We start from the raw sequence: 24,435 nt of genomic DNA, 5'->3' as shown, positions 1-24,435 counted from the left end.
GACAGGGGCGCGCCCCTGTCCGAGAGCCTTGACCATGTGAGGGAGTAAACCCATGTCCGCTTTTCCGGATCGCGACACCGTCGCTGCCAAGATCGCCTCCCTGCAGGAGCCGGATCAGGCCTTCCTGAAGCTGATCTTCGAGAACCCGGCCCAGGACGATGCCCTGCTCGAGGGCCTCTATGTCTATCTTGAGATTGCCTCGGAAGCCCGCTTTCTCAATTCGCTGAAGCTTGAGCGCGCAGGCGAATGGATCGGCGACAATGCCCCGCCCCGTCTCCAGATCCGCCTGATGGAAGCCGCCCGCTCCAGCCAGCATCCGGCCTTCGCGTCCTTCCGCACCGGCCTCACCCGCTCCGGTGGCCTGGAACGCGCCTATCCGAAGGCGGCCGTCTGACCTCGGTCTTACTGCGGGATGGGCATGCTGACCGAAAGGATCGGCCCCATGGGAAACAGCCGGTCCATCCGCTTCTCCTCGGCAATGAACACGCTCGATATCGTCCCATCGAGATAGAGCGCGTTGGCGACGTCAAGGCGGTCGCGGAAAAACACCGCAAAGTCGTAGAAGCGCACCGGCGCCCGTGAGACGACCATATGCACCTGCCCGCGGTCGTCGACACCGACACCATTGCGGATCTTGAAGCTGTCGCTGTCGGCGAGAAACTTCGGATGCAGCTTGCCGTCGATGACCAGCATCGGGCCGGACTGCGTGCCGAAATCCGGCACCACGCCACTGGCGACGAAGGCTTTGGTCTCCTGAACGGAAGCCTTGCCGTCCTTCATCACGAAGACACCGTTCGGCAGCAGGTGAAAATTCCCCCAGCCGCCGCCGGTCACCGCCGGTTTCAGCACCTTGCCATATTCGGCGAAGTAACCGACCGGCGAGAGGTCGTCGTGATACATGCCGGTATTCATCGCAAATGTGAGCACCCGCCGCTCCGCCCAGAGCTGCCGCCGCAGCCCGGCAAACCCGCCATAGGCCGCACCATCCGGTCCGGCGAGATGCAGGCGCACATCCTCCCGCGCAGGATCAAAGCGACAGGCAAGATAGGTCGCGGCCCCCTCGCGCATCTGCTCGCAAGCCGCAAATGCAAGCGAGGGCAGCAGCAGACCGGTCAGAAAACCGAGGAGAGAAAGGCTCTTGCGCATGCAGGGAAATCCACGGGTCCTTGAGTGAACCCGTTCTTGGCGATGATTCCGGACATTGTGAAGGCCGCAAACCCGATATCCCCGAAATCACCTGCGTCGCTCAAGGTGGCAGTTTCAGTGCCTGCATATGAAACCGGAGCTGTTCGGGCGGATAGCGGTATTCGGTCCCGACCGGACAGGCATTGCGTGCCAGACACCCTGAAATCATGCAGCCCCTTTGCCCCACAGGACCCGCCAGATGCTGGCGACAGCCGACGACATCAAAGCCGCTCGGCTTGATGGCATCGACGGGACAGGAGGACAGGCAGGGTTTCTCCAGACAGCGATCGCAGGGATGAGTGAACGCTACAGGCGCTGCGATCTCGTCGTCCCAGTCTCGAAACAAAAGCGCCCCCCGATAGCTGTGCCAGAGCCCAAAACGCGGATGGATGAGGATCCCAAGCGGCGATGGCTTGAGCCCCTCGGCCTTCATCGCCCATCTCTGAAATGGTTGGTAAGGCGCCTCTGACGGATAGCAGGCGGCCGCCCCGATCTCCTTGGCCACGCCGTCGATGACGATCTTCGACCAGCGATCGAGCGGATCAGATCCGCCCCCGTCCACCTGCGTCGCGCGCCAGGCGTCGAACACCGGCCACATGGCACCGCCCACAACGCCGATAAGTACGACAGCGGATGCCGGCCGGCCATCGGCCAGAGACGGCGCCCTATCATGCCCGTCGAACCGCACCACCCCACGGCATGACAGACCGGATGCCGCAAGCGCCGCATCAAGCCTGCCCAAAACGTCTGAAGGGCCGCTCATCGCGGCCCCTCGATCTTGTAATGCGGTCGCCAGACCTCCTTCTGGATCATGTCGGCAACCTGGTTGGCTCCGCCTTGCTCCCTGGCAACGGGACCCTTTCAGGTGAAGGCGTCGGGCATCGAATTCTTGCGGCTCGCAACATAGGCAAGCAGCGCCTCGTCGATGGCAGGATCGAGTGCCGGGGCTTCATAAGCGTCCAGCCACGAACGGCAGAGCACGTTGGCCCGGTCTTCGATGCGCTTGCGACCCTCGATCTCCCACTGTTCGAAGGAGTTGTTGTCGGCGAGCGCCGAACGATAGAAAGCCGTCTGGAAGTTCGCCTGGGTATGGGCGCAGCCGAGATAATGCGCGCCCGGACCCACTTCGCGGATTGCATCCATCGCCTGGCCGTCTTCCGTCAGATCGACGCCCTGCGCCATCTTCTGCATCATGCCGAGCTGATCCTGGTCGATCATGAATTTCTCGTAGCAGGCGGCAAGCCCCCCTTCGAGCCAGCCGGCCGCATGCAGCACGAAGTTCGCACCGGCAAGCAGCGTCATGTTGAGTGTATTGGCGCTTTCATGTGCTGCCTGCGCATCCGGAACCTTCGACGCACAGAGCGAACCGCCGGTACGGAACGGCAGACCCATGCGCCGCGCGAGCTGTGCTGCACCATAGGAGACGAGTGCCGGCTCCGGCGTACCAAACGTCGGCGCCCCCGACTGCATCGAAATCGAGGCCGCGAAGGTACCGAACAGCACCGGCGCACCCGGACGGATGAGCTGCGTGAACGAGGCACCCGCCAGAACTTCGGCGAGGATCTGGGTCAGCGTGCCGGCCACGGTCACCGGGCTCATGGCGCCCGACAGGATGAACGGCGAAATCACCGAAGCCTGATTGTGGCGGGCATAGACCTTCGCCGCACCCAGCATGGTCTCGTCGAAGACCATCGGCGAGTTGGCGTTGATCAGGTTGAGCATGACGCAGTTGTTTTCGACGAACTCGTCACCGAAGACGAGCTTTGCCATGGCAACCGAATCTTCCGCGCGCTCCGGTGCCGTGACCGAGCCCATGAACGGCTTGTCGGAATATTTGATATGGCTGTAGACCATGTCGAGGTGACGCTTGTTCACCGGAATATCAACAGGCTCGCAGACCGTGCCGCCCGACGAATGCATCGACGGCGCCATATAGGCGAGCTTCACGAAATTGCGGAAGTCCTCAAGCGTCGCATAGCGGCGATTGCCTTCCAGATCGCGCACGAAGGGCGAGCCATAGACCGGGGCAAAGACCGTGGCATTGCCACCGATCCGAACGCTGCGCTCCGGGTTGCGCGCATGCCAGGTGAACTCGGAAGGGGCGGACTTCAGGAGTTCGCGGCAAAGCCCCTTCGGAAAATGCACCCGCTCGCCCCGCACATCGGCGCCGGCCTGTCTCCAGAGTTCCAGCGCCTCTGCGTCGTCGCGGAATTCGATGCCGATTTCTTCCAGAACGATATCGGCATTGCGCTCGATCAGCTGCAGCCCTTCTTCGTCCAGAACCTCATAGGTCTGGATCTTGCGGGTGATGTAAGGCATGGCCGGACCGGCGCCGCCGCCGCTTCGCGATGCCCTGCGGGCCGCAGCCCCGCGTCCTTCGCCGCGTGAACGACGGCCTGCGCCCGGTTCTTCGATGATCTCATCCATGTCTGTTTCCTCGCTCGAGCGCTCGTCCACGCTGCTTCTCTCCTCCATTATGCTATTCCAATCCGCATGTGAAACCATCCTTTATGCGCCAACCGCTTGTGTCTCACAGACATCGGCTTTTTGCCGACTTGTCTGACACCGTCGCTTTTCACGTTTGCTGCGTCGTAATCGAAAAGAGTTTTTCACGAACTTGAGGTTTAACTTTCGATCGGGCAGTCTCATGCCCGGCGCGACCGGAATCGCGTTGAAAAAGAAGCGGGAAGCACCACCATGGCCGAAGACGACATCATTCTTTCCGAACTCTCAGACGAAGAGCTCGTGCAGCAGATGCATGATGACCTCTATGACGGCCTGAAGGAGGAGATCGAGGAAGCGACGCGGATCCTTCTTGACCGTGGCTGGGCCCCCTATGACGTCCTGACCCAGGCGCTCGTCGAAGGCATGCGCATCGTCGGCATCGACTTCCGCGACGGCATTCTTTTTGTGCCGGAAGTCCTGCTCTCCGCCAATGCGATGAAGGCCGGCATGACGATCCTGCGCCCTCTGCTCGCCGCCACCGGCGCCCCGAAGCAGGGCAAGATGGTGATCGGCACCGTCAAGGGCGATATCCACGACATCGGCAAGAACCTGGTCGGCATGATGATGGAAGGCGCTGGCTTCGACGTCATCGACCTCGGCATCAACAATCCGGTCGAGAACTACCTGGAAGCTCTGGAACGCGAAAAGCCCGACATTCTCGGCATGTCGGCGCTGCTGACAACAACCATGCCCTATATGAAGGTCGTCATCGACACGATGAAGGAAAAGGGCATTCGCGACGATTTTGTCGTGCTCGTCGGCGGCGCACCGCTCAACGAGGAATTCGGCAAGGCCGTCGGTGCGGATGCCTATTGTCGCGATGCCGCCGTTGCCGTGGAAACGGCCAAGGAATTCATCAGCCGCAAGCACAACAGCATGGGCGCCCGCGCCTGAGCCTGAAAACGGCGAAGCCGGCCCTTCATGGGCCGGCTTTTGCGTAGACCTCGCTCTGAGGAGCCGTCGCCATGGACTGCCAGGCGACATGCCCGCCAGCATACAGGATGGCCGCCATCATGTAGATGGCACTGGCCTTGGCAATCGTTGTGAGCCTCATGCTCGCTCTCCTGTTATATCTGCGCTCAGAGCATTGCCCCGCGTCGGGATTAGCGCGAGGCCGCAGCGTCGACGTTGTTTGCAGCATTCTGCGTGGCATCGACGGTATTGGCGGCATCCTGACCGACGCCACGGATCGTGTTGCCGCAGGACGACAGTGCGAAGACGGTGAGAACAAGGGCTGCGCTGGCTGTCAGTTTTTTCGCCATCATATGGGTCTACCTTCTGTCTGAGTGACGAGTGGAATGCGATGGAACAACGCATCAAATCGGAAAAGGTTCACGTGATCGCCTGCGGTGCGATCGCGCGCGAAATCCTGGCGGTCAAGGCGCGGAACGGCCTCGACCATCTGACCTTGGAATGTCTGCCCGCCATCTGGCATGTCTGGCCAGAGCGCATCGCACCTGCCTTGCGAGAAAAGATCGCGGAAGCCCGGGCCTCAGGCCATGAGAACATCTTCATCGGCTATGCCGAATGCGGCACGCAGGGCGAGATTGACAAGATCTGTCGCGAGGAAGGCATTGAGCGGCTCTCGGGCCCGCACTGTTATGCCTTCTTCACCGGCACGGAAAAATTCCTCGCCGAATGCGAGATGGAGTTCACCGCCTTCTACCTGACAGACCTGATCACCCGCCAGTTCGAGGCCTTCGTCATCGAACCCCTGAAGCTCGATCGCCATCCCGAACTGCGAGATATGGTCTTCGGCAATTACACGAAGATCGTCTACCTCGCTCAGACCGAGGACGCCGAACTCCAGGCCAAGGCCAAATGGGCGGCGGACTATCTGAAGCTGGATTACGAATACCGCTTCACCGGCTACGGCGATCTCCAGCCGGAGCTGGTTGCGGCAGCACGCGTCACGCAGCCGGCCGCCTGACGCTTTTCACACCAAGTGACCTTGCGTCTCAACGCACCGAATTGGCGACGCTGCGCCCCGCATCCTGGGTCGCATCCACAGCATTGCCGAGATCATTGCCAATCCCGCGGATCGTGTTTCCGCAGGAGGAAAGGCTAAGCGTCACCGCGACCAGCACAGCCATGACGGCTGTTGCGCGTTGAAAAATGACAGTCATCCTGATTCCCCGTCTGATCAAAACAAGACGACCTAGGTGACAAGCGCTTGCGGAGAAATCAAGGCAGAGGCTTAAGGTGATGGGATGGTATCAAGCACCGGCTCAAAGGAAATCTTCAGGCGCGTGCCTGTCGCCTTGGCCAGCTTCTCCAGCGTCGAGGCGGAGGGTTTCACACGTCCACTTTCGAGACGCGCCACAGCACTCTGCGAAGTTTGCATGCGCTCAGCGAGCTCGGCCTGGGTCAGTCCCGCCTGAAGGCGCGCCTCGACTACGGCACGAATGAGGGAAAACTCATCTTCAAGAGCATCGTAGGCCTCGCGATAATCCGGCTTTTCAAGCCAGGCCTCGTGCAGATCTCTGATCTTCGTCATATCACGTCCCTCGCCCGTTGGCGGGCCAATTCCAAATGCCTCTTAGGCATCTTCTCGGTCTTCTTCACATAGGCATGCACAATGACGACGCGCTTACCCGATGCGGTGACATAGATGGCTCGGGAAATGCCGCTCTTGGCTGAAAGCCTCAACTCCCAGAGCCTGCCCTCGACATGTTTGATCGTTCCGCCCGGCAATTGTTCAAGACCCACTTCCTCGATCAAGGCTGAAACCCGCACCAATCGGGCGCGCAGATCAGGCGGCCAGCGCGCAATTTCATCGTCGACGATTTTCCCCAGCGTCTCGACCGACCACATGAGGAATTTATATCACATCTGGTATATTGATCCACCCATTCTTCACCCTCCCTTCACCCTCCCTTCACCATTCCCGAAAGCGTGAACTGCGACCCAGCCGGCTTTTAATCCCCCTGTAATATCCCCGTGCAAACATGGGGCTAGGTCAACAAAAACCAAGAGAATCAGGCATGACCGACAGGGCGGAAACATGGGTGGCGGGTCTCGTCACCGCGCGTGAACACAATCATCCCGAAAACCTTTCGGACCTTCTGGTCCGTCTGGCCCGCACAACGGAGCGCAAGGTGACGATCCGCGACATCGCGATCGCCCTGCAGGACCGCTCCTTTGGCGCCTTCCTCCTGGTCTTTGCGCTTCCCAATCTCGTGCCCCTGCCGCCTGGCAGCACCTTCATCCTCGGCCTGCCGCTGATCTTCGTCGCCTGGCAGATGGCCATGTCGCCCGGCGGCCGCGTTTTCTTTCCGCGCGTTGTCAGTGATTACGGCGTCGAGCCGCAGACTTTCGAGGCGATCGTCAAGCGCCTTGTTCCCTGGATGCGCTGGGCCGAAAAGCTGGTCATCCCCCGCTTCTGGCTGTTTGAAAGCCGCTTCGCCGAACGGGTCATCGGTGTCTTGGCCCTGATCCTTGCGATCGTCGTCTTCCTGCCAATCCCGCTCGGCAACTGGCCGCCGGCCTTTGCGCTTGCCGTCCTCGGATTTGCGCATTCCCAGCGTGATGGCCTCGGCGTGCTCGCCGGCTGTGTCATCGGCATCCTGTCGCTGATGATCGCGGGCTTCGTCGTCTACACCGCAGTCGCCGTCGTCTCGCTCGTCGTCTGATGTCTCAACCCGTTACGGACACGTCCCGCCGCCCGGTGGTTGTCATGACCGCCGGCGGCCTCAATCCGACCATAGTCGTCCAGCACCTCGCGAAGTCAGACATGGATGTTCACGTCATCCTGGAAAATGCCGAGGGCAAGGACGAGATCACCCGCCGCCGCGCCAGAAAGCTGGGCTGGGTCGCCGCACTTGGCCAGCTCGGCACCATGGTAGCAGCCCGCCTTCTGCGCCGACTCGCCGACCGCCGCGTCGAAGAATTGTTGAGCCGGCACGGCTTTGATCGTGTCCTTCCGGACACCATCCCGATCCACCCGGTCACCTCGATCAATGCAGCGGAGACGATGGACCTGATGGAGCAGATCGGCCCCGGCGCCATCCTGCTCGTCTCCACCCGCCTCATGTCGGGGAAGCAACTTGCGGGCATGCCCTGCCCGGTCATCAACCTGCATGCTGGCATCAATCCCAACTATCGCGGCCAGATGGGCGGCTACTGGTCGCTTCGGGAAAACGATGCTGAGAATTTCGGCGCCACCCTTCACCTCGTTGATGCCGGCACAGACACCGGCGGCACGCTTTACGAGGTTCGCACCCGGCCTGCATCAGCCGATTTCATCTCCACCTACCCTCTGCTGCTGACCATCGCCTCCCTCGACATCACCAGACGATCCCTCGAAGACGCCCTTGCCGGTCGCCTTGCTCCGCAGACGCCGCAAGGCCCCTCGGCCCTGCGCTTCCCTCCGACGCTCTGGTCATGGATCTGGTGCGGCCTGACACGCCGGATCTGGTAAAAACACCGGGACTCATGGCAGCGTCGTTTTTGGCGACAAGCGACGTCGTGAAAAGCGCAGTCCGGCGAATGCCCCCCGTGCATTCTGGCCTCAAAGGGAGAGAGTGGCATGGCAGACAAGATCGTCGTTTACTGGCGCGATATTCCGGCCCAGGTAATCGTCAAGCAGGGACGCAAGTCCGCCAAGCGCGAGCTGTCGCTGCGCTTCACCGAGGCCATCGACATGGCCGCCATGCGCTCCGGCGCTGCCGAAACCGACGCCTATCTCGCCGACTGGCGCAAGGCCGATCCGCTGCCTGTTGGTGACGACCTGGAAGCGGAAGCCGATGCCGCTGCGGCCGAGATCGAGGCCGCTTACGACAAGGCCCGCCTCGTTGCCCTCGTCCATGCCGGAGGCCGCGACAATGGCTGAGCCCGTACTCGTCGATCCCGGCCCGCCGAAAAAAGGCAATGCTGCCCCGGCCGCCAAGGCAAAGACCGGGGCCTTCACACCGGCGGGCGTTTCGCCCAACCGCCGCGCCCGTCGCTCCTACACCATCCGCCTCTGGGCCGTGCGCAATTCGCGCTTCCTCGAATGGTTCTACCGCAATTTCGCCAATGCCTTCCTCTTCCTCCATCCGGTCTGGAAGAAGCTCGGATATAACCGCGTCGAAACCCCGGTCACCTTCGTCGAGCGCAATGTGAAGGGTCTTCTCTTCGACTGTCGCATGTGCGGCCAGTGCGTGCTGTCTTCGACCGGCATGTCCTGCCCGATGAACTGTCCCAAGCAGCTGCGCAATGGCCCCTGCGGTGGCGTGCGCGCCAATGGCAATTGTGAAGTCGAGCCCGACATGCCCTGCGTCTGGGTCCAGGCCTGGAACGGCTCGCGCAACATGGTCGCCGGCGACGCGATCCTGAAGGTGCAGAAGCCGGTCAACCAGTCGCTGCGCGAAACATCCTCCTGGCTGCGCGTCACGGCAGAAGCCGCCGCCGAGCGGGAAAAACAGACGGCAAAGGAAGTCTGAGAGCATGGCCCAGATCGACGAAAATCCGCTTGGCGTCCACCTGCCGCTCGATCCCCTGCCCGGCCACTCCTCGCTCGGCCGCCTGGAACGCGTTCTGCGCCGCGGCGAGTTCGCCGTCACCGCTGAACTCAACCCGCCCGACAGCGCTGACCCGGAAGACGTCTATGAGCGCGCCAAGGTCTTCGACGGCTGGGTGGACGGAATCAACGCGGTCGACGCATCAGGCGCCAACTGCCATATGTCCTCCGTCGGCATCTGCGCGCTCCTCACCCGCATGGGCTATGCCCCGATCATGCAGATCGCCTGCCGCGACAAGAACCGCATCGCCATCCAGGGCGACGTGCTCGGTGCTGCCGCAATGGGCGTTGCCAACATCATGTGCCTCACCGGCGACGGCGTACAGGCCGGCGACCAGCCGGGCGCCAAGCCCGTTTTCGACCTCGACTGCATGTCGCTCTTGGAAACCGTGCGCACCATGCGCGACGAATCGAAATTCCTCTCCGGCCGCAAGCTGACCACGCCGCCGAAGGTCTTCCTCGGCGCGGCCATCAACCCCTTCGCCCCGCCTTACGACTTCCGCCCCTATCGCCTGGGCAAAAAGATCGAGGCCGGCGCCCAGTTCGTCCAGAGCCAGTACTGCTTCGACGTGCCGATGTTCCGCGATTACATGGCGAAGGTCCGCGACCTGGGCTTCCACGAGAAATGCTACATTCTGGTCGGCGTCGGCCCGCTTGCCTCGGCCAAGACCGCCAAGTGGATCCGCTCCAACGTGCCCGGCATCCACATTCCAGACCATGTGATCGCCCGCCTCGAAGGCGCTGCCGACCAGAAGAAGGAAGGCAAGCAGCTCTGCATCGACATCATCAACGAGGTGAAGGAGATCGAGGGCGTCTCCGGCGTGCATGTCATGGCCTATCGCCAGGAGGAATATGTCGCCGAGATCGTCCACGAATCCGGCATCCTGAAAGGCCGCCAGCCCTGGAAGCGCGAACATGCCCGCGCCGATGACATCGCCGCCCAGCGCATGCGCGAAATCGGCGCCGATCCCGTCCAGGACCAGCAGGAAATGGCCGGCCGCGCGGCCCATTCGCAAACCCACTGACCGCATTGCTTTTTCCCGGCAATTGCCGGCACATCCCATTCCCGCCGTGCGAGAGCCGGCATCGACCGGAGGACTGAAATGACCCGCACCATCGTCGCATCCGCCACCAAGGAAATCATCATCGGTTTCGACCAGCCCTTCTGCGTCATCGGCGAGCGCATCAACCCGACGGGTCGCAAGAAGCTCGCCGCCGAAATGCAGGCCGGCAATTTCGAGACCGTCATCAAGGATGCGCTGGAACAGGTCGCCGCCGGCGCCACCATGCTCGACATCAATGCCGGCGTGACCTCCGTCAACCCGAACGAAACCGAGCCCGGCCTGCTCGTCCAGACCATGGAAATCGTCCAGGGCCTGGTCGACGTGCCGCTCGCGATCGACTCATCAGTCACCGCCGCCATCGAGGCAGCACTGAAGGTCGCCAAGGGCCGCCCGCTGGTCAATTCCGTCACCGGCGAGGAAGAGAAGCTCGAAGCCATCCTGCCACTCTGCGCCAAATACAATGTACCCGTGGTCGCCATCTCCAACGACGAAACCGGCATCTCCCAGGATCCGGACGTCCGCTTCGCCGTCGCCAAGAAGATCGTCGAGCGCGCTATGGATTACGGCATCAAGCCGCATGACATCGTCGTCGACCCGCTGGTCATGCCGATCGGCGCCATCGGCTCGGCAGGCCTCCAGGTCTTCGCCCTCATCCGGCGGCTGCGCGAAGAGCTGAAGGTCAACACCACCTGCGGCCTCTCCAACATCTCCTTCGGCCTGCCCCATCGCCATGGCATCAATGCCGGCTTCATCCCGATGGTCATCGGCGCCGGCATGACCTCCGCCATCATGAACCCCTGCCGCCCGCAGGAAATGGAAGCCGTCCGCGCTGCCAACGTGCTGAACGGCACCGACGAGAATTGCTACAACTGGATCAAGACCTACCGCGACTACAAGCCCGCCGAAGGCGGCGCCCATGCAGCCCCCGCCGCAGCCCCGGCCTCTGCCTCAACCGGCGGCGGTCGCCGCGGCGGCCGTGCCGCGCGTGTCGGTGGCGGTGCTGCGACGGAGTAACAGCATACACCCTTCCGTTTTACATTTGCCTATACAAACGTGTAGTATGGAGAGATGAAGCGATCGATTTCCGGCTTTGATTGGGACAGCGGCAACTGGCCAAAATGTGCCAGGCATGGCCTGACAATGCCGGAAATCGAGCAGGTGTTCATGAGGACGCCTTCCGTCTACCCCGACCCCACGGTCGGCGAAGACCGAAAGCGTGCGATCGGAACCACTGCGGAAGGCCGGTACGTCTTCGTCGTCTTCACCTTGCGCGAGACCGAGCTCGGAATTCTCATCCGACCCATCAGCGCGCGTTACATGCACGAACGGGAGATCAGGCGCTATGAGCAACGGTAAGGGCAAGCAGATGCCGGTCCTGCATTCTGACGAGGAGGCTGAGGCCTTCGTCGACACTGCAGACCTTTCCGAATACGACCTGTCCGGCTTCAAGCCGGTCCAGTTCGAGTTCGAGAAGAAGTCGGCACAACTGAACATGAGACTGCCGGAAGCCCTGCTTTCGGCGATCAAGGCCAAGGCACAGGAAAGGGGTATTCCGTACACCCGCCTGATCCGAGAGGCCTTGGAAAAGACGGTCGCCAAGTAAAACGGCCAAGGCCGGACCAGCATGACACCGGGGATCACCCCCACTTACCGAAAGACCCTGATGACCGAGACCGCAGATCCCCTCGTCCTCTTCATGCCCTCCGGCAAGCGTGGCCATTTCCCCGTCGGCACCTCCGTGCTGGAGGCGGCCCGCACGCTCGGCGTCTATGTCGAGAGCGTCTGTGGCGGCCGCGCCACCTGCGGGCGCTGCCAGATCGAGGTCCAGGAAGGCCAGTTCGCCAAACACGGCATCACCTCGTCCAACGACCACATCTCGCCCGTCGGCCCCAAGGAAAAGCGCTACGCCGAAGTCCGCACCATCCCGCAAGGCCGCCGTCTCTCCTGTTCGGCCACCATCCAGGGCGACCTCGTCGTCGACGTGCCGCAGGATGCCGTGGTCAATGCCCAGGTCGTGCGCAAGGCAGCCTCCGACCGCGTCATCGAGCGCAACCCAGCCGTCCATCTCTGCTATGTCGAGGTCGACGAACCCGACATGCACAAGCCGCTGGGTGATCTCGACCGCATGAAGGTCATGCTGGAAAGGGACTGGGGTTACACCGATCTGCAGATCGAGCCCTATCTCTTAGCCCAGGCGCAGAAGATCCTGCGCAAGGAAAACTTCACCGTCACCGCCGCCATCCACCGCGACAGCGTTACCTCGCGCCCGACGGTGATTGCGCTCTGGCCCGGCCTGCACAACGAGGCCTATGGCATCGCCTGCGACATCGGCTCGACGACGATTGCCATGCATCTCGTCTCGCTCTTGTCTGGCCGCATCGTCGCCTCCTCCGGCGCGTCCAACCCGCAGATCCGCTTCGGCGAGGATCTGATGAGCCGCGTCTCCTATGTGATGATGAACCCCGATGGCCGCGAAGCCATGACCAAGGCCGTCCGCCAGGCCGTGTCCGAGCTCGTCGACCAGGTCTGCGCCTCCGGCGGCGTCGCCCGCACGGACATTCTGGATGCTGTCTTCGTCGCCAACCCGATCATGCACCACCTCTTCCTCGGCATCGACCCGACCGAGCTTGGCCAGGCGCCCTTTGCGCTGGCCGTATCCGGCGCGATCTCCTGCAAGGCACTGGACATCGAACTATCGCTCAACCCCGGCGCCCGCACCTATCTGCTCCCCTGCATCGCCGGCCATGTCGGTGCTGACGCCGCCGGCGCGACGCTGTCGGAAGGCCCGCACCGCCAGGACAAGATGATGCTGATGGTCGATGTCGGCACCAATGCCGAGATCGTGCTTGGTAACCGCGAGCGCACCGTTGCCGCCTCCTCGCCGACAGGTCCCGCCTTCGAAGGCGCTGAAATCTCCTGCGGCCAGCGCGCCGCCCCCGGCGCCATCGAACGCGTCCGCATCGACCCTGAAACGCTGGAACCCCGTTTCAAGGTCATCGGCGTCGAGCAGTGGTCGGATGAGGACGGTTTCACTGAGGCCGCCGAAAAGACCGGCATCACCGGCATCTGCGGCTCGGCGATCATCGAAGTCGTCGCCGAAATGTATCTCTCCGGCGTCATCTCCGCCGATGGCGTGGTCGATGGCGCGATGGCCGCCAAAAGCCCCCGCATCCTCGAAAACGGCCGCACCTTCTCCTACCTGCTGCATGACGGCGCCCAGAAGATCACGGTGACGCAGAACGACGTGCGCGCCATCCAGCTCGCGAAAGCAGCCCTTTACGCCGGCATCAAGCTGCTGATGGAAAAGCTCGAAGTCGAAACCGTCGACACCATCCGCTTCGCCGGCGCCTTCGGCTCCTTCATCGATCCGAAATACGCGATGGTGCTCGGCCTGATCCCCGATTGTGAACTCTCGGAAGTCAAAGCCGTCGGCAACGCCGCCGGCACCGGCGCCCTGATGGCCCTCCTCAACCGTGACCATCGCCGCGAAATCGAGGACACCGTCACGCGCATCGAAAAGATCGAAACGGCGCTGGAGCCGCATTTCCAGCAACTCTTCATCGACGCCATGGCGCTGCCGAACAAGGTCGATCCCTTCCCGAAGCTGGCGAGCGTCGTGACGCTGCCGGAGCGGAAGGTTCTGGCGGAGGGCGATGGAGACGGCGGCGGGCGGAGACGGCGGAGGTCGCGGGAGTAGGGCTGAGAGATAGGTGCTGAATCCTGGAAAATTCAATCAGCGCCGTTTGTGATTTTCTAAACTTTAAACTCCAGATTGCAGCGCTCAAGGAGCCGCCTGAGAATATCAGATCGAATCTCGTAGATAGATTGTTGCGGATTGTCGTTTACTACGCCCAACTCTCTCAGCTCTTTTAGGGTAACCGGAGGTTCCAAGTACGCAACTAATAAGTAGTTTATAACTTTTACAGGCCGCTCATTCGTTGCACCCCACTCTTGCAGCTGTAGTTCACTGTAAACAGATCGACCGCCAGTGAGTTGCATCAGTTCCCTTGTTGAGTTGGCGAGGGTTACGCTTTCAAGAATGCCAAGGGTCGTTATGGCCTGCGAAGGTTTTTCTTTAGATGCTCCTTTATAAAAGAAAAGTAGCGAGCCAGAATCGCCCAGATTAGATGGCGCTCTGCAGAGGTACACTTTGCGAATCGTATTGCCCGGCCGCGACGGACGGTCGGCCCGCGAAGCGCCGAGGAATAAGTCTCGCTGCATCGGCTTCCACAAGTCAGGATACAACGTATCGTGGTAGTCCTCCTTTATCGGAATTCCAAAACCACGGACTTTATCAGTCACAAGAAAGCGCGGATAATTTTTTCGAGCGGCCTCGAAAACGGTAACGCTAGGATCGTCAACTAGCTTGGTGGACGAGAATGAACGCTCATATATCAGTTCACCGTCGGGTTTACTTCCAGCTTTGTAAAAGCCGTAGAATTCTAGAAGGTTTATCAATGCCACCTGGTCGCTATAAGTGGTAAGGTACGCTAGCTTGTACCCATTACGTTGGGCGTACCAAAGAACTTGTTTTAGAAGCAACTCACCAAGTTTGACGCCGCGCTTGTCGGGCGCCACTTTGAAAGTGCAGATTTTGAGGATCTTGTCAGCTTTCGTGGCGGCATCGGTATCCATAGCAGACTCGTCCTTTCGGACTATCAAGCCGGCCAGTTCGTCGTCATCGTAGACAACCCAGCATGGGCGGTGTTGGCGCACGCATTTTTCACGCCACCAATCGTCGAATTCCGGATAGCCTTCCCTTAAACTGTCGAAAAATCTGTCTTTGTGGTTGATTGTATGCGCTTCGACTTCAGCCACATGGCGAATTGGAACTTGCTTTGGCTCATATGTCTGCGTGAGAAGGTCGACGGCATCCCCAACGAACAAGACGCGCCGGCCAAGCTCAGCAGAGTACCTTAATGCACGCTCATGGAGGCCCTTATCCTGAGTGACAAGAAAATCCACAGCGTCACTCCTCAAAGCATGAAGGAGAGTCGCGTCTACCAAATCATTGGGCCGCTTCAATGGACCAAAATCAGCCTCGAGCTCCGTTTGACTCAAGCCACGTTGCTTCTCAAAGATCCGGTATTTGGAGATCTTGCTGAGCGAGATGCGCCGTCGTTCCGAATTCCGATCTCGGGCAATGTCATCGCGAGCGGCTTCGTGAACAAAAATCGTGATTTTATGCGCGGCTGCAAGGCTTGAAAATTTAGCGTAGGCAGACTCTACCGCGCGATAGTCCTCCAAGCCGATTAGAATGTTCGTATCAATGAGATACGACTGTTGCCTCATCTCTCAGGGCCTTTCGCAGATCGCGGCTCGCGTATAAAAATGACTGCGGTGGTTCGAAACCATACTTTTCGCGAAGTTCTGAAAGGGGCACAGGCCTGGAAAAAGGCTTCACGTCTTCGAACATCAGCACGAAGCCAAAATCCACTCCCTGAAAATAGTTGTCGAAGTCGCCTCGCTCGATTGATGCGGCATCTTCGAATTCAGACCAAATTTGCTTAACCGGGAGTTTAAGAACGTCCCGGATTTCAGCAATGCCTACAATAGCGCGAACCGGCGATGTCGAATAAATGTAGGCCACTGTTCCACTGGGCGCCGAAACCGGAAACCTCCGGCGCAGTTCAACCGTTTTCTGTCCATCCAAAATCTTCTCAGAGTATTGCGGTCGTATAGAAAGCACTACGTCCCGCTGGGCACGAAAAGGCTCATCTGCCAAAATCGGAAAAACAAGTTGGTCGTCGTGACCATACTCAAGTTCAAACCCCTCACGTATCCGAAGAACGATGCGGGCGTCCGCCGGAAATACGGCATCGACACGCAACGATGCACCCAGAGCTTCAACGTACCGCTGCACGGTAGAAAGATACACCTCCCCACCTTTCTCCAGTTTCGAGATAGCGGCTTGCTGAACATTCATACGAGCGGCCATTTCGGCCTGTGTCAGGCCAGACAGAAGACGGAGACGGCGCAGATCGATACCAGCAGCGTGGCCCTGACGCATTTCGGTAGCGGCCGAAGCCTCAATCACTTTTCCCGTCAGCCTTCCCATTTCTGCTACTCCATGTTGTAGAATCTAGTAACTCAGACCAGCATTCCCTACAAGGAATAATCGTTAGACGGAATGGTCAATTTCGTGTCCGGGTACCGTGGCGCTACCGGGGTTTAAGCGTGGAACTCACCCCAAAATCCCCGCCGCATCCTCCACCATCTTCGCAAGCGCCTCGGGCTTGGCCCCACGTACCGGGCCGAAATACTTCACCTTCAAATCCTTGAAGCCGCAAAAGCCAAGAATCTGCCGCCGCAGCACCTTCACCCAGCCATTGCCATAGACCCATTTGAGGAAAAAGGTCGGCGTGTCCGACGTCATGACCACGCGCGCCTTGCGGCCTGCCAGCAGCGGCTTCGGGAACGCCTTGCCCTCGACATACTCAAAGCCGAAGCCCGGCATCAGCAGCCGGTCGAACAGACCTTTCAGCTTGCCCGGGGCCGAACCCCACCAGAGCGGATGCACGATCACCAGCCGGTCGCACCAGGTGAGGCTGTCGGCCAGTGCGGCCAGATCCGGCTCCCAGTCCATCCGGGCGCGATAGCCCTGGCGCAGATTGGCGTCGAAATCGAGATCTTCGAGATGCACCAGCCGCACGGTCTGGCCCCGCTTGCGCGCCACATCAGCGATCCTTTCGGCCATCGCTCCGCACAGCGTGTCGCGGGCCGGATTGCCGTTCAGCACAAGCAGGCGCGACGGTTGGGCCGTCTTGGACAGGAAGGACATCGCAGGCTCCTTATTTTGTGACCGTGGTCAGGATATGCTTTATAAAATGACCACGGTCAAGTAATTTGCCGCGCTAGGCTGCTGGAAAAGGAATCGTCGATGAAGCTCAGCCAGCAACGCAGCCGCCAGACCCGCGATCAGATCCTCGCCGCCGCGCGAGACCTCTTCGCCCGCCAGGGCTTTGAGCCGACCAGCATCGACCAGATCGCCGTAGCTGCCAAAGTGGCGAAGTCTAGCGTCTTTGCCCATTTCGGCGACAAAGCGAATTTGCTGGCAGCCCTTGGCCTTGCCGAAATCGAGGCGCTGGCAAGGCGGGGGCGCGAAAGCCTGACCCAGGATGACGATCTGACGCTTGAAGAGAAACTCAAGCGCCTGTTCGATCCCTGGCTTGCCTATTTCGGTCGCGAGCCGGATTTCGCGCGCCTCTATCTGAGCCAGTCGGGGCTGACGGCCGGCACCTATACCGAGGCTTTCCTGGTCATCTGTCGCGATCTGGAGGCCCAGGTCGCCGACCTTTTCCTCAGCCGGCTACCGGACATCTCAACCGAGGAGGCCCTGATGCTCAGTCGTGGCGCGCAGGCACTCTTTCATGAAGCCGTGGTCTTCCGCATGTCCGGCTGGCTGCCGGATCAACACTCTGCCCATGCCATGCTGAACGCCTTTCTCGCCACATGGGTCGCCGGTGCCCGACACAAAGCCGGAGCCTAAAGGGACAGCGCCTTTCCCCCGATGCATTGAAAAGCAAAACCCGGCAGCAGCAGTCGGTCGAAGGACGGGCTTCTCTCCCACAAGGGAGCGATTGGGTGTGGGGGGCACCGGTGGCGGTTCCGGGCTCCCTCTTCTCCCCAGCGGGGAGAAGTGCCGAGCGTATGCGAGGCGATGAGGGGGCTACACGGCACAGCTTCAGCGCTTCGCGCCCCCCTCATCCGGCCCTGCGGGCCACCTTCTCCCCGCTGGGGAGAAGAGCGACCCTGGCCGACACCGCCTCAAAGCCCCGCCACAAACCGCCGCGCCGCCGCCGCCAGCACATCCGGCTCGAACCCCGAGAATCCCACCACCAGCCCGCGCCGCCTCGTCTTTCCGTGATAGAGCGGCGACAGCGCTTTCACGCCGAAGCCGACGGCCCGCGCTTCACGCGCCAGCGCCCCATCGTCTTCCGCGCCGTCAAGCTCCGCCACCAGATGCAGGCCCTGCTCCGGCACGCTCACCGTCAGCCGGTCTGAGCGCAGCGCCTCCACCAGCGCATCCCGCGCCGCCTTCACCCGCTTGCGCGCCCGCTTGATATGCGCCGAAAAATGCCCGTCGCGCAGGAATTCGGTCAGCGCATCCTCGGCAAGCGTCGAGGGAAAGCGATCCGTTAGCCGGCGAATGGTCAGCACCCGCTCACGCAAGGCCCGGGGCACCACGAGATAGCCGAAGCGAAAGCCCGGCAGCAGCGTCTTGGAAAACGTGCCGACATAGATCACATGGCCCGAGCCATCGATGCCCTGCAGCGCGCTCAAGGGCGGCCCGGCAAAGCGGAACTCGCTGTCGTAATCATCCTCGATGATATAGGCGCCCGTAGCCCGCGCCCAGTCGATGAGCGCCAGCCGCCTGGCCATCGAAAGCGTCACCCCCAGCGGATATTGATGCGACGGCGTCACATAGACCGCCTTCGCATCCGGCCGCGCGGCAATCCCCGCGGCCACATCGATCCCTTCGCCATCGACGGGCACCGGCGTCACGCAAAGCCCCGTGCCCTCGAACAGTTCGCGGGCGGCGGCATAACACGGGTCCTCGATCCAGACGGGGTCGCCGGGTTTCAGAAGCGCCCTGACCGCCAGATCCAGCCCCTGCTGCGTGCCCGCCGTCATGATCACCTGATCCGGCTCGCAAGTCACCCCGCGCGCCGCCTTAAGGTACGCGGCAACCTCGACCCTGAGCGCCAGACTGCCCGCCGGGTCGTTGTAATGAAAATGCCGCGCCGATGGCTGCGTCAGATGCCGGTTCATCAGCATGCGAAAAATCCGGAGCGTCGTCTCGTCCGCCGTCGAGCAGCCGAGAGCCCCGGGAAGCGGCGGCTTTGCCTCCTCGGCCTCGATCACCTGCGGCTCGGGCACTAGTAGCGGCAACAGCGGCACGGCCTCGGCCACATAGGTCCCCGCTCCCACCCGCGCCTCGGCAAACCCGTCCGCCACCAGCATCTCATAGGCCGCAACCGCCGCCCCGCGCGAAATGCCGAAGCGTCCGGCAATGTCGCGCGTCGTCGGCAGCTTGTCGCCAGGTTTCATCTGGCCGCTCTCGATCAGCCCGCGCAGCGCCCGATAGAGCGCCAGCCGCCTTGGGCCCTTGGCCGGCAGCATGGGCGTACTGGCAGACCAGTCGGAATTGGTTCGCAGTTTTTGCATCATGGTGGATCTTCTTTGGACCAATTGATCCGATTATCCCTGCCGCATCAGCCGTCAGGAGGCAAGCATGAACGACAGACCCGACCCGCAATCCTTCCCCGTCACCCCGCGCAACCGGGCAAAGCGCCTGCATGAGCGCGCGGCTTACGACCGCGACGCCGTCTATGCCGTGCTCGATGCGGCCCTCCTCTGTCACGTCGCCTATGTCATCGACGGCCAGCCCTATTGCACGCCGACCATCCACTGGCGCGACGGCGACTGGCTGTTCTGGCACGGCTCGTCGGCCAGCCGCATGCTGAAGAGTCAGAAGGCCGGTATCCCCGTCTGCCTCACCGTCGCCCATCTCGACGGCCTGGTGCTCGCCCGCTCCGGCTTCCACCACTCCGCCAATTACCGCTCCGCCATGTGCTTCGGCACCGCCCACATCATCGACGACCCGGAGGAGAAGGCGGAGGCCCTCAAGGCCGTCGTCGACCGCTTCTATCCCGGCCGCACCGACATGTTGCGCGAAAACGACCCCCAGGAAGCCAAGGGCACCATGGTCATCGGCATGCGCATCGAGGAGGCCTCGGCCAAGATCCGCTCAGGCGGCGTCTCCGACGATCCCGCCGACGTGGACGCCCGTGTCTGGGCCGGCGTCATCCCGGTCGAGACAAGGCTTCGCGCCCCCGAAATCTGCCCCAAGGTGCCGGAAGGTGTGGCCTATCCCGATCACCTCGCCCATTTTGCCGAAGGCCGCCAGTTGGACGAGGTCTTGACGGAAAGCCAGGCGCTCTATGAAAAGCAAGGCTGATCAAGGCCTCCGATTGCGGGGCCGCCGAGAGCAGCGAGGCCCCGCATGCAGACCCTCTACGTCGTCACCCATCCGCAATCGGTCCATCATCTCGAAGGCCGCGTTGGCGGTTGGTACGATACACCGCTCACCGATCGCGGCCGCCGCCAGGCCCAAGCGATCGCCGTCCGCCTCGCCGCCCTTTGCGCCGACACGACCCCGAGCCTCACATCGTCCGACCTGCTGCGCTGCCATGAGACCGCCGAGATCATCGGCCGGCATCTCTCGCTTGCGCCCCGCCTGACCTCCGACCTGCGTGAAATGAGCTGCGGTGTCGCCGAAGGCCAGCCACAAGCGTGGCTCACCGCCCGTCGCCTGCCCGTACCCGACGAGGGCGGCCTTGATGATACCGGCGGCATCGAGGGCGCCGAAACGCGACGCCAGACCGCAACCCGCATCTACCGCGCCATGGATGAGATCATTGCCGAACGGGCCGACTGCCACATCGTCATCACCCACGGCTTCTCGCTCACCTTCGTCCTCGCCTGGTGGATCGGCATGCCCATCGAAAGCCTCGGGCGGGTCAATTTTCCCGTCACCTCCGGCAGCATCACCCATCTGGCCGAACACGCTTTCTGGAAAAGCCGCACCGTGGTCACGCTTGGGGGCACGAGCCACCTCGCGGACCTGCGCTAACGGTCACCCCGCCGAAATCCACCCCTCGAGCTTTGCCCGCTGGGCCTCCGAAAACGCCTGCGACTTGCGCGTGGCCTCGTCGAAATGCACCACAACCGTCTCCGCCGACGCACACAGCTTGCCCTTCTGGAACACTGCCTGTTGCATGGTCACCGACGACCGCCCGACACGCACCACCCGCGTGCCGATCTCGACCGTGCCAGGCCAGAGCACCTCCGCGATATAGTCGATGTCGAGCTTGGCGAGCACGAAGGAGAAGCCCTCGTCCAGCAGCGGATCTTGCGGATTGTAGATCAGCTCCACACGCCCGGTTTCCATGAAGGTCGCAAAGACCGCATTGTTGACATGCCCCTGCCGGTCCGTATCGCCATAGCGCAGCTTATCGTAAGCCTGGCCTGCAAAATCCTCGAGCCGCAGCCCCTTCGTCTCATCATTCATCCGCACTCAAATCCCACTGCCGACGACCGATTGGCCAACGCTCAATTCGGCATTTCCCTAATTTGAGAAATCGCCAATCACTTACCAAGGGTACCCGCTTACGCCGCCATCCCGATCATCTCCGAAAACGCATAACGCACGCTGTCCGCCACCGCCTGGATCGTCTCACTCGTCTCCTTGCCGGTCAAAAGCCTGACCTCGAAGGACCCGAGCTCCGGCAGTCCGTGCTTGGAGCCCAGCGCCGTCATGTCGTCGGTCAGGTAGCTGCGCGGAAGCGGCGCCACCGCGAGATCCGCAATCACCGCCGCCCGCTGCGCCATCGTATGCGCCGAGAGATAGGCGATCCGGTAGGGCCGTTTCTCCTTGTCGAGCCGCGCCAGCGCATCCGCCCGCCAGCAGCAGCCATCCTCCCAGATCGACACGGGCAAGGGATCGCGCAGATGCGCCGTGCCGCATTTGGCACCCGCCCAGACCAGCTGCTCCTGGTGGATCACCTCGCCCTCATGCACCACCTGGCCCGGCGCGCAATTGACCAGCGTCAGATCCAGCCGCTGCTCGGCCAGCCGCCGCCGAAGCGCGCCCGATGTGTCGACCGTCAGGTCCACCATGATCAGCGGATAGAGCTCGGCAAAGCGGCGCAGGATCGTCGGCATGAAACGCTCGCCGATATCGTCGGGCGCGCCGAGCCTGACGACCCCCTTCATCTCAGGCATGCGGAAGCGCCCCACCGCCTCGTTCGAGAGCGCCAGCATCCGCCTTGCATAGGGCAACAACACCTCGCCGCTTTCCGTCAGCGTCACCGAGCGCGCATCGCGGAGAAACAGCGTCACATTCAGCTGCTCCTCGAGCTTCTTGATCTGCATCGAGACCGCAGACGGCGTGCGATACACCCGGTCGGCGGCGGTGGTGAAGCTGCCGGTTTCGGCAATCGCCACGAAGGTCCTGAGAACATCATTGTCGAGAAGCGGAAGCGGCTGGCGCAGCATGAGTGTCATGGCGATTGACCTTCAACAAAATTGAACTTGAAGACGATACTATTGCGTTTGATTGAATGTCAATCCAGGCGCATCCTTCTCCTCACACACCGCGAAAGGAGGAATGCCCCATGCCAGCCAAGCCCTTCCACACGCTGGGCCATACCCTGCGCCACAGTCTTGCAATGCTGCTGGCAAGATCCCGCCGCCATGCCACCCGCGAAGTGACACGCCAGCTGCTCGCGCCGCTACCCTCGGCACTGCGCGATGATCTCGGCCTCACCCGCCACCACCAATCGATCATTTTTCAGAATGATAAGCATCAGAAACATTCGTTTGATTGATGAGAACGAATGCGAGACAACACAGCAGGCCCCAACCAACGGATGAAGACAGGGCCATCGAAACCAAAAGGATAACGACCATGACCATGGTTTGCAGCGTTTCCCCGCTTTCCCGCACAGCCACCGCCGCCCCGACGCCGGGCGTGATGGTGAAGGCTGCGGTCGGCCGCCTCGCAAACAGCCTTGAGGGTTTTGCCTGCGCCATCGCCGCCCGCCGCCGCCGCCGGCTCGATCAGGCCGCCCTCGATGCCCTGCCCTTCGATCTGCGCAAGGATCTCGGCTGGCCTGCCGGCGACATCAGCCGCTAAGCCCGCTGGCCGACCGGCCTTCCTGCGACGCGGCCGCCCCGCCGCGTCGCAAACGGGCGAAAGCCGCCCTGCCCTCGCCCGTCGCTCCCATTGCCCGAAGCCGAAACATTTCAACCACCTGTAAGCCCGCCGCCCGTCCCTGCCCGTTTCACGGCGTCGCAGCCTGAAAAATGCCGAAAAATGTCGCGCTTTAGCGATCGCGAATGCTTTCGCGGCGCGCGATTTGATGACAATGTCGTAAAACGACCATCGCGCCGCTCAATTCAGGCGGAGCATGCTGGCAAAACAAGGGAACGGCAGCAAGGACATCAGGGCACCATCATGAGCAAGATACAGCCGCAGACCAAGAAGCGAACCATCGTCTTCTTCCTCGTCCCGCATTTCACCCTTCTGCCCTTTGCCGGCGCCATCGAGACGCTGCGCATTGCCAACCGCATGCTGGGTTATTCGGCTTACGAATGGCGCCTGGCCTCCGTCGATGGCCAGAAGGTCTATTCCTCCTCCGGCATCGGCATCGAGGTCAACGGTTCGCTCGCCGACGAGCGCCGTTATCTCGGCGGCGAAAATCGCCCGAACATGGCGATCGTCTGTTCCGGCATCTATGTCGAGGAGTTCAACAACAAGTCGGTCAATGCCTGGCTGCGCGAAGCCTATAACCGGAATGTCGCGGTCGGCTCGCTCTGTACGGGCGCCCATGTGCTGGCCCAGGCCGGCCTGTTGAATGGCAAGCGCTGCGCCATCCACTGGGAAAACCTGCCCGGCTTTTCCGAAACCTTCCCCCAGGCGGAAGTCTATGCCGACCTCTACGAAGTCGACGGCAATCTCTACACCTGCGCCGGCGGCACAGCCTCGCTCGACATGATGCTGAACCTGATCGGCCAGGATTTTGGCGAGGGCCTCGTCAACCGCGTCTGCGAACAGCACCTGACCGACCGCGTCCGCTCCGCCAACGACCGTCAGCGCCTGCCGCTCAGGGCCCGCCTCGGCGTGCAGAATTCCAAGGTGCTGCAGATCATCGAGCTGATGGAAGCCAATCTCGCAGAGCCGCTGTCGCTCTTGGAAATCGCCGACGACGCCGGCCTCTCTCGCCGCCAGATCGAGCGGCTGTTCAGACAGGAAATGGGCCGCTCGCCTGCCCGCTACTATCTCGAAATCCGCCTCGACCGCGCCCGCCACCTGCTGGTCCAGTCCTCCATGCCCGTCGTCGAAGTCGCCGTCGCCTGCGGCTTCGTCTCCGCCTCGCACTTCTCCAAGTGTTACCGCGAACTCTACAACCGCTCCCCCCAACAGGAGCGCGCAGAACGGAAGCTCACTATGTCGAGCAATCGGACTGGGGTTGTGGTCTAAGCCATCGGCTATACCCGGAGCCAATAGCGGGGTCCGATCTCCCTCTTTGTAACTTCCCAAAATCCGCATTGGAGGCTGTAATGCCTTTTGCGGTGGCGGATGGGAGACCGAAGCCTCTTTGGGACACTAAGCCC

At 61.7% G+C, this 24,435-nt stretch carries 32 protein-coding genes; 18 read left to right on the top strand and 14 right to left on the bottom strand.

All coding sequences use genetic code 11. The features are described from left to right. The first annotated feature begins 52 nt into the window (after nt 1–52). Nucleotides 53–394 carry a hypothetical protein gene (locus J2045_RS20095; RefSeq protein ID WP_307376331.1) on the top strand — a complete coding sequence of 114 codons (342 nt, stop codon included), beginning with the start codon at nt 53–55 and terminating at the stop codon, nt 392–394. 8 nt (nt 395–402) lie between these two features. Here J2045_RS20095 and J2045_RS20090 read toward each other — a convergent pair whose 3' ends face one another. From J2045_RS20090 to J2045_RS20080, 3 genes are all read right to left on the bottom strand, one after another. Beyond that, nucleotides 403–1,146, bottom strand: coding sequence for a phosphodiester glycosidase family protein (locus J2045_RS20090; RefSeq protein WP_307376328.1), 744 nt, complete (start codon nt 1,144–1,146; stop codon nt 403–405). A gap of 100 nt (nt 1,147–1,246) precedes the next feature. Then, entirely contained in the window at nt 1,247–1,948 is a 702-nt protein-coding gene (locus tag J2045_RS20085) for a 4Fe-4S dicluster domain-containing protein (protein WP_166604006.1), read from the bottom strand. Nucleotides 1,949–2,046: 98 nt separating this feature from the next. Beyond that, nucleotides 2,047–3,612, bottom strand: a complete 1,566-nt coding sequence (locus tag J2045_RS20080; RefSeq protein ID WP_307376324.1) for a trimethylamine methyltransferase family protein — start codon at nt 3,610–3,612, stop codon at nt 2,047–2,049. Nucleotides 3,613–3,882: 270 nt separating this feature from the next. Here J2045_RS20080 and J2045_RS20075 point away from each other — a divergent pair, with 270 nt between their 5' ends. Next, nucleotides 3,883–4,584, top strand: coding sequence for a cobalamin B12-binding domain-containing protein (locus J2045_RS20075; RefSeq protein ID WP_166604008.1), 702 nt, complete (start codon nt 3,883–3,885; stop codon nt 4,582–4,584). A gap of 25 nt (nt 4,585–4,609) precedes the next feature. On the opposite strand, the gene J2045_RS20070 is transcribed toward J2045_RS20075, so the two are convergent. Together J2045_RS20070 and J2045_RS20065 are read right to left on the bottom strand one after the other, a co-directional pair. Next, nucleotides 4,610–4,744, bottom strand: coding sequence for a hypothetical protein (locus J2045_RS20070; protein ID WP_307376319.1), 135 nt, complete (start codon nt 4,742–4,744; stop codon nt 4,610–4,612). Nucleotides 4,745–4,793: 49 nt separating this feature from the next. After that, nucleotides 4,794–4,955, bottom strand: a complete 162-nt coding sequence (locus J2045_RS20065; protein ID WP_307376316.1) for an entericidin domain-containing protein — start codon at nt 4,953–4,955, stop codon at nt 4,794–4,796. 38 nt (nt 4,956–4,993) lie between these two features. On the opposite strand from J2045_RS20065, the gene J2045_RS20060 reads away from it, so the two are divergent. After that, nucleotides 4,994–5,620 carry a DUF1638 domain-containing protein gene (locus tag J2045_RS20060; RefSeq protein ID WP_307376314.1) on the top strand — a complete coding sequence of 209 codons (627 nt, stop codon included), beginning with the start codon at nt 4,994–4,996 and terminating at the stop codon, nt 5,618–5,620. A 28-nt stretch (nt 5,621–5,648) separates the two neighbouring features. Here the strand turns inward: J2045_RS20060 and J2045_RS20055 are convergent, their stop codons facing one another. From J2045_RS20055 to J2045_RS20045, 3 genes are all read right to left on the bottom strand, one after another. Continuing rightward, nucleotides 5,649–5,816, bottom strand: coding sequence for an entericidin domain-containing protein (locus J2045_RS20055; protein ID WP_370873180.1), 168 nt, complete (start codon nt 5,814–5,816; stop codon nt 5,649–5,651). A 71-nt stretch (nt 5,817–5,887) separates the two neighbouring features. Further along, on the bottom strand, nt 5,888–6,187 hold the full coding sequence (locus J2045_RS20050) for a helix-turn-helix domain-containing protein (RefSeq protein WP_307376312.1): 300 nt from the start codon (nt 6,185–6,187) through the stop codon (nt 5,888–5,890). Continuing rightward, nucleotides 6,184–6,504, bottom strand: a complete 321-nt coding sequence (locus J2045_RS20045; RefSeq protein ID WP_307376311.1) for a type II toxin-antitoxin system RelE/ParE family toxin — start codon at nt 6,502–6,504, stop codon at nt 6,184–6,186. The genes J2045_RS20050 and J2045_RS20045 overlap by 4 nt, the downstream gene beginning before the upstream one ends. Before the next feature lie 170 nt (nt 6,505–6,674). Here J2045_RS20045 and J2045_RS20040 point away from each other — a divergent pair, with 170 nt between their 5' ends. The 9 genes from J2045_RS20040 to J2045_RS20000 all read left to right on the top strand — a co-directional run bounded on the left by J2045_RS20040 (nt 6,675) and on the right by J2045_RS20000 (nt 13,951). Continuing rightward, nucleotides 6,675–7,322: an exopolysaccharide biosynthesis protein gene (locus tag J2045_RS20040; RefSeq protein WP_307376308.1), complete on the top strand. Its 648-nt coding sequence runs from the start codon at nt 6,675–6,677 to the stop codon at nt 7,320–7,322. 44 nt (nt 7,323–7,366) lie between these two features. Beyond that, entirely contained in the window at nt 7,367–8,110 is a 744-nt protein-coding gene (locus J2045_RS20035; RefSeq protein ID WP_307376306.1) for a formyl transferase, read from the top strand. 108 nt (nt 8,111–8,218) lie between these two features. After that, on the top strand, nt 8,219–8,521 hold the full coding sequence (locus J2045_RS20030; RefSeq protein WP_307376304.1) for a virulence factor: 303 nt from the start codon (nt 8,219–8,221) through the stop codon (nt 8,519–8,521). Beyond that, nucleotides 8,514–9,113, top strand: a complete 600-nt coding sequence (locus J2045_RS20025) for a methylenetetrahydrofolate reductase C-terminal domain-containing protein (RefSeq protein WP_307376302.1) — start codon at nt 8,514–8,516, stop codon at nt 9,111–9,113. Before J2045_RS20030 ends, J2045_RS20025 begins: the two co-directional genes overlap by 8 nt. A 4-nt stretch (nt 9,114–9,117) precedes the next feature. Continuing rightward, nucleotides 9,118–10,215, top strand: coding sequence for a methylenetetrahydrofolate reductase (locus J2045_RS20020; RefSeq protein WP_307376299.1), 1,098 nt, complete (start codon nt 9,118–9,120; stop codon nt 10,213–10,215). 78 nt (nt 10,216–10,293) lie between these two features. After that, on the top strand, nt 10,294–11,268 hold the full coding sequence (locus tag J2045_RS20015) for a methyltetrahydrofolate cobalamin methyltransferase (RefSeq protein ID WP_307376297.1): 975 nt from the start codon (nt 10,294–10,296) through the stop codon (nt 11,266–11,268). 54 nt (nt 11,269–11,322) lie between these two features. After that, nucleotides 11,323–11,610 (top strand): BrnT family toxin, encoded by a 288-nt coding sequence (locus J2045_RS20010; RefSeq protein WP_307376294.1) that lies wholly within the window; start codon nt 11,323–11,325, stop codon nt 11,608–11,610. Continuing rightward, nucleotides 11,597–11,857, top strand: coding sequence for a BrnA antitoxin family protein (locus J2045_RS20005; protein WP_307376292.1), 261 nt, complete (start codon nt 11,597–11,599; stop codon nt 11,855–11,857). Before J2045_RS20010 ends, J2045_RS20005 begins: the two co-directional genes overlap by 14 nt. Before the next feature lie 60 nt (nt 11,858–11,917). Then, a complete protein-coding gene (locus tag J2045_RS20000; protein WP_307376290.1) occupies nt 11,918–13,951 on the top strand; it encodes an ASKHA domain-containing protein in 2,034 nt (677 codons plus the stop codon). 56 nt (nt 13,952–14,007) lie between these two features. Here the strand turns inward: J2045_RS20000 and J2045_RS19995 are convergent, their stop codons facing one another. The 3 genes from J2045_RS19995 to J2045_RS19985 form a co-directional block, all read right to left on the bottom strand. Beyond that, complete coding sequence (locus J2045_RS19995) at nt 14,008–15,546, bottom strand: GNAT family N-acetyltransferase (RefSeq protein ID WP_307376287.1); 1,539 nt, start codon at nt 15,544–15,546, stop codon at nt 14,008–14,010. Further along, nucleotides 15,521–16,312: a helix-turn-helix domain-containing protein gene (locus tag J2045_RS19990; RefSeq protein ID WP_307376285.1), complete on the bottom strand. Its 792-nt coding sequence runs from the start codon at nt 16,310–16,312 to the stop codon at nt 15,521–15,523. The genes J2045_RS19995 and J2045_RS19990 overlap by 26 nt, the downstream gene beginning before the upstream one ends. Before the next feature lie 126 nt (nt 16,313–16,438). Beyond that, a complete protein-coding gene (locus J2045_RS19985; RefSeq protein WP_307376283.1) occupies nt 16,439–17,035 on the bottom strand; it encodes an NAD(P)H-dependent oxidoreductase in 597 nt (198 codons plus the stop codon). A 99-nt stretch (nt 17,036–17,134) separates the two neighbouring features. On the opposite strand from J2045_RS19985, the gene J2045_RS19980 reads away from it, so the two are divergent. After that, nucleotides 17,135–17,743: a TetR/AcrR family transcriptional regulator gene (locus J2045_RS19980; RefSeq protein WP_307376280.1), complete on the top strand. Its 609-nt coding sequence runs from the start codon at nt 17,135–17,137 to the stop codon at nt 17,741–17,743. Nucleotides 17,744–18,021: 278 nt separating this feature from the next. Here J2045_RS19980 and pdxR read toward each other — a convergent pair whose 3' ends face one another. Further along, the gene (gene pdxR, locus J2045_RS19975) at nt 18,022–19,425 is read right to left on the bottom strand and encodes a MocR-like pyridoxine biosynthesis transcription factor PdxR (protein WP_307376277.1); all 1,404 of its coding nucleotides are present in this window, start codon (nt 19,423–19,425) and stop codon (nt 18,022–18,024) included. Nucleotides 19,426–19,489: 64 nt separating this feature from the next. Here pdxR and J2045_RS19970 point away from each other — a divergent pair, with 64 nt between their 5' ends. Further along, nucleotides 19,490–20,215, top strand: coding sequence for a pyridoxamine 5'-phosphate oxidase family protein (locus J2045_RS19970; protein ID WP_307376275.1), 726 nt, complete (start codon nt 19,490–19,492; stop codon nt 20,213–20,215). A 45-nt stretch (nt 20,216–20,260) separates the two neighbouring features. After that, nucleotides 20,261–20,890, top strand: coding sequence for a histidine phosphatase family protein (locus J2045_RS19965; protein WP_307376272.1), 630 nt, complete (start codon nt 20,261–20,263; stop codon nt 20,888–20,890). Between the two features lie 3 nt (nt 20,891–20,893). Here J2045_RS19965 and J2045_RS19960 read toward each other — a convergent pair whose 3' ends face one another. Then, nucleotides 20,894–21,328 carry an acyl-CoA thioesterase gene (locus tag J2045_RS19960; RefSeq protein ID WP_307376269.1) on the bottom strand — a complete coding sequence of 145 codons (435 nt, stop codon included), beginning with the start codon at nt 21,326–21,328 and terminating at the stop codon, nt 20,894–20,896. A gap of 98 nt (nt 21,329–21,426) precedes the next feature. Then, nucleotides 21,427–22,323, bottom strand: coding sequence for a LysR family transcriptional regulator (locus J2045_RS19955; protein WP_307376267.1), 897 nt, complete (start codon nt 22,321–22,323; stop codon nt 21,427–21,429). Between the two features lie 110 nt (nt 22,324–22,433). Between J2045_RS19955 and J2045_RS19950 the strand changes: the two genes are divergently transcribed. The 3 genes from J2045_RS19950 (at nt 22,434) to J2045_RS19940 (ending at nt 24,301) form a co-directional block, all read left to right on the top strand. After that, nucleotides 22,434–22,646 (top strand): hypothetical protein, encoded by a 213-nt coding sequence (locus J2045_RS19950; RefSeq protein WP_307376265.1) that lies wholly within the window; start codon nt 22,434–22,436, stop codon nt 22,644–22,646. A gap of 80 nt (nt 22,647–22,726) precedes the next feature. Next, the gene (locus J2045_RS19945) at nt 22,727–22,954 is read left to right on the top strand and encodes a hypothetical protein (RefSeq protein WP_307376262.1); all 228 of its coding nucleotides are present in this window, start codon (nt 22,727–22,729) and stop codon (nt 22,952–22,954) included. 321 nt (nt 22,955–23,275) lie between these two features. Further along, nucleotides 23,276–24,301 carry a GlxA family transcriptional regulator gene (locus J2045_RS19940; RefSeq protein ID WP_307376258.1) on the top strand — a complete coding sequence of 342 codons (1,026 nt, stop codon included), beginning with the start codon at nt 23,276–23,278 and terminating at the stop codon, nt 24,299–24,301. Nucleotides 24,302–24,435: the final 134 nt, after the last annotated feature.

The sequence above is a fragment of the Peteryoungia aggregata LMG 23059 genome (genome assembly GCF_030814435.1).
In the GTDB taxonomy this organism is placed as follows: domain Bacteria; phylum Pseudomonadota; class Alphaproteobacteria; order Rhizobiales; family Rhizobiaceae; genus Allorhizobium; species Allorhizobium aggregatum.
This window is presented reverse-complemented; position numbering and strand designations above follow the sequence as displayed.

What these genes read in the sequence shown, in the direction of transcription:
- J2045_RS20025 (WP_307376302.1), top strand. Translation starts at nt 8,514, where the DNA reads ATGGCTGAGCCCGTACTCGTCGATCCCGGCCCGCCGAAAAAAGGCAAT.
- J2045_RS20000 (WP_307376290.1), top strand. Translation starts at nt 11,918, where the DNA reads ATGACCGAGACCGCAGATCCCCTCGTCCTCTTCATGCCCTCCGGCAAG.
- J2045_RS20005 (WP_307376292.1), top strand. Translation starts at nt 11,597, where the DNA reads ATGAGCAACGGTAAGGGCAAGCAGATGCCGGTCCTGCATTCTGACGAG.
- J2045_RS20030 (WP_307376304.1), top strand. Translation starts at nt 8,219, where the DNA reads ATGGCAGACAAGATCGTCGTTTACTGGCGCGATATTCCGGCCCAGGTA.
- J2045_RS20095 (WP_307376331.1), top strand. Translation starts at nt 53, where the DNA reads ATGTCCGCTTTTCCGGATCGCGACACCGTCGCTGCCAAGATCGCCTCC.
- J2045_RS20045 (WP_307376311.1), bottom strand. Translation starts at nt 6,504, where the DNA reads ATGTGGTCGGTCGAGACGCTGGGGAAAATCGTCGACGATGAAATTGCG.
- J2045_RS19955 (WP_307376267.1), bottom strand. Translation starts at nt 22,323, where the DNA reads ATGACACTCATGCTGCGCCAGCCGCTTCCGCTTCTCGACAATGATGTT.
- J2045_RS20010 (WP_307376294.1), top strand. Translation starts at nt 11,323, where the DNA reads ATGAAGCGATCGATTTCCGGCTTTGATTGGGACAGCGGCAACTGGCCA.
- J2045_RS19965 (WP_307376272.1), top strand. Translation starts at nt 20,261, where the DNA reads ATGCAGACCCTCTACGTCGTCACCCATCCGCAATCGGTCCATCATCTC.
- J2045_RS19985 (WP_307376283.1), bottom strand. Translation starts at nt 17,035, where the DNA reads ATGTCCTTCCTGTCCAAGACGGCCCAACCGTCGCGCCTGCTTGTGCTG.
- J2045_RS19980 (WP_307376280.1), top strand. Translation starts at nt 17,135, where the DNA reads ATGAAGCTCAGCCAGCAACGCAGCCGCCAGACCCGCGATCAGATCCTC.
- J2045_RS19945 (WP_307376262.1), top strand. Translation starts at nt 22,727, where the DNA reads ATGACCATGGTTTGCAGCGTTTCCCCGCTTTCCCGCACAGCCACCGCC.
- J2045_RS19950 (WP_307376265.1), top strand. Translation starts at nt 22,434, where the DNA reads ATGCCAGCCAAGCCCTTCCACACGCTGGGCCATACCCTGCGCCACAGT.
- J2045_RS20060 (WP_307376314.1), top strand. Translation starts at nt 4,994, where the DNA reads ATGGAACAACGCATCAAATCGGAAAAGGTTCACGTGATCGCCTGCGGT.
- J2045_RS20075 (WP_166604008.1), top strand. Translation starts at nt 3,883, where the DNA reads ATGGCCGAAGACGACATCATTCTTTCCGAACTCTCAGACGAAGAGCTC.
- J2045_RS20055 (WP_370873180.1), bottom strand. Translation starts at nt 5,816, where the DNA reads ATGACTGTCATTTTTCAACGCGCAACAGCCGTCATGGCTGTGCTGGTC.
- J2045_RS19970 (WP_307376275.1), top strand. Translation starts at nt 19,490, where the DNA reads ATGAACGACAGACCCGACCCGCAATCCTTCCCCGTCACCCCGCGCAAC.
- J2045_RS20035 (WP_307376306.1), top strand. Translation starts at nt 7,367, where the DNA reads ATGACCGCCGGCGGCCTCAATCCGACCATAGTCGTCCAGCACCTCGCG.
- J2045_RS20040 (WP_307376308.1), top strand. Translation starts at nt 6,675, where the DNA reads ATGACCGACAGGGCGGAAACATGGGTGGCGGGTCTCGTCACCGCGCGT.
- J2045_RS19990 (WP_307376285.1), bottom strand. Translation starts at nt 16,312, where the DNA reads ATGGGAAGGCTGACGGGAAAAGTGATTGAGGCTTCGGCCGCTACCGAA.
- J2045_RS19960 (WP_307376269.1), bottom strand. Translation starts at nt 21,328, where the DNA reads ATGAATGATGAGACGAAGGGGCTGCGGCTCGAGGATTTTGCAGGCCAG.
- J2045_RS20065 (WP_307376316.1), bottom strand. Translation starts at nt 4,955, where the DNA reads ATGATGGCGAAAAAACTGACAGCCAGCGCAGCCCTTGTTCTCACCGTC.
- J2045_RS20070 (WP_307376319.1), bottom strand. Translation starts at nt 4,744, where the DNA reads ATGAGGCTCACAACGATTGCCAAGGCCAGTGCCATCTACATGATGGCG.
- J2045_RS20015 (WP_307376297.1), top strand. Translation starts at nt 10,294, where the DNA reads ATGACCCGCACCATCGTCGCATCCGCCACCAAGGAAATCATCATCGGT.
- J2045_RS20020 (WP_307376299.1), top strand. Translation starts at nt 9,118, where the DNA reads ATGGCCCAGATCGACGAAAATCCGCTTGGCGTCCACCTGCCGCTCGAT.
- J2045_RS19940 (WP_307376258.1), top strand. Translation starts at nt 23,276, where the DNA reads ATGAGCAAGATACAGCCGCAGACCAAGAAGCGAACCATCGTCTTCTTC.
- J2045_RS20085 (WP_166604006.1), bottom strand. Translation starts at nt 1,948, where the DNA reads ATGAGCGGCCCTTCAGACGTTTTGGGCAGGCTTGATGCGGCGCTTGCG.
- J2045_RS20090 (WP_307376328.1), bottom strand. Translation starts at nt 1,146, where the DNA reads ATGCGCAAGAGCCTTTCTCTCCTCGGTTTTCTGACCGGTCTGCTGCTG.
- J2045_RS20080 (WP_307376324.1), bottom strand. Translation starts at nt 3,612, where the DNA reads ATGGATGAGATCATCGAAGAACCGGGCGCAGGCCGTCGTTCACGCGGC.
- J2045_RS20050 (WP_307376312.1), bottom strand. Translation starts at nt 6,187, where the DNA reads ATGACGAAGATCAGAGATCTGCACGAGGCCTGGCTTGAAAAGCCGGAT.
- J2045_RS19995 (WP_307376287.1), bottom strand. Translation starts at nt 15,546, where the DNA reads ATGAGGCAACAGTCGTATCTCATTGATACGAACATTCTAATCGGCTTG.
- pdxR (WP_307376277.1), bottom strand. Translation starts at nt 19,425, where the DNA reads ATGATGCAAAAACTGCGAACCAATTCCGACTGGTCTGCCAGTACGCCC.